Below are 1,770 nucleotides of genomic sequence, written 5' to 3'. Positions count from 1 at the left end.
TTCTTCAAATACCACAGCAGTGGCATCTGGAGTGCGTACCACCTGTTGCTCAAACAATTCATGGAGCAAAACGTCTCTTGGGAAGTCAGCCTCGGTGTTATTGAAGCCCACCAGTATTTGCTGACGTTCGGGAGCAGGCAGGACCGGCACGCTCAAAATAGATTGCTGGGGTTCAGTTGCCAGTGCTTCAATCAGGCCACTGATGGCCATAACCAGATAGTTTGCCACCCGGGAGGGGTCAACCCCTGAAATAGTTTGAGCCACGAGATTGAAGCCTTCCCCTAAATCATCTACCGAGAGGGTCAGCGGATAGTTATTACGCTCCTCTGTTGCCAACAAACGCATGCCGTCCCAGACGGTATCGTCTGCGTCTGGCTGGCTATGGCGGTAGTTAAGCAGCGCACTGAATAATGGCATTGGTGGCGTCACACCACTGCAACGCTGGGCCAGCGCCAGAGGAGCCTGTTCATGTTCCAGCAATGTTGTGAGGTTACGGTAGGTGGTCTGTACCACTTCAAGTGCACTGCGACTGGCAAGGGACACCCGCACTGGCAGGGTATTGATAAACATACCCATGACCCGATCGGTACCGGCAGAGCCTTGCAGACGGCCCAACAGTACGGTGCCGAAGACCACATCGTCACGGCCGCTGGTCTGCGCCAACACCTGCGCCCAGGCAACATGGAACAGTACACTTGGGCTGATACCCAGACGGCGGGCCTGCTTGCGGATCGCCCGGGCCAGCGGGGTATCCAGCAACAAACGGGCTTCGGTAATATCCCCGCCGTCGCCTTGCACATTAAGCAAACCAAAGGGGGCGGTTGGGGTATCGACATCGGCGAGCCGGGCGCGGAAGTAGTCCTCATGCTCAGAAACCGGCACGCTCAGGGTTTGGGCGATAAAATTGCGGTACGGCAGCGAATTGGGCAGTTCTTCAGAATCCCCCTGCAACAACAGGCGAATTTCATCGACGATAAGTGCCAGTGTCATATGATCGCCTATCAGATGATGAAAACTCAGCGCCAGCAGCCATTCGTGACTGGCCGGATCATGGGCAATGTCAGCGGTGAGCAGCGGTGCCTGACTAAGATTAAGTCGGCGCTGTCGTGGATCAATATGGTCCTGTAGCTGGGCCAGTACATTGTTTTCTGAGGTCGGCACAAAGGTGTTCACCGATAACGGAGCCTGTCGCCAGACTGCCTGTACGGGCTGGGTCAGTCCCTGCCAGCAGATGGCGGTACGCAGGATGTCGTGGCGGTCGATCACTTGTTGCAGGGCGCCAAGGAAGGCGTCGAGACGTGTACGACTATCAAAAGCCACCAGGCTGTTTAACAGATAGGTATCCCCTTGTTCCTGCAAGCGATGGTGGAACAGAATGCCTTCCTGCAACGGGGCAAGCGGATAGATATCCTGCACATTGGCCGCGCCGCCGGGAACGGTGTCGACAATGGTATCGAGCTCAGTCTGGGACAGTGCCACCAGTGGCAACAGATCGGGGGTAAGGACAATACAGTCTTTGCTAATGCGATTAGGGGGAACTATGAAAGCAGGTACCGCTTGAAGAGCCTGAATAGTCAGAGCCATCTCGGAAAGGATCGGTGCCGAGAAGATGCTGCGGACATCAAGTGTCTGCCCCAAAACGCGCAGTCGTTCAATCAGGCTGACCGCCATCAGTGAATGGCCGCCGAGTTCGAAGAAATGATCATGACGACCGACACACTCCAAGCCCAGTAGCTCCTGCCAAATCTGCGCCAGCAGGGTTTCCAGTTC

The 1,770-nt window shown here is 55.8% G+C and carries 1 protein-coding gene; it reads right to left on the bottom strand.

What is annotated here, in order from left to right:
- A partial coding sequence (locus FE394_RS18675; protein WP_319927832.1) for a condensation domain-containing protein occupies positions 1-1,770 on the bottom strand: 1,770 nt, incomplete at both ends.

The organism is Xenorhabdus littoralis (genome assembly GCF_033949345.1).
GTDB lineage: Bacteria > Pseudomonadota > Gammaproteobacteria > Enterobacterales > Enterobacteriaceae > Xenorhabdus > Xenorhabdus littoralis.
The sequence above is the reverse complement of the archived record's forward strand: the minus strand, read 5'-3'. Positions and strand labels throughout refer to the sequence as shown.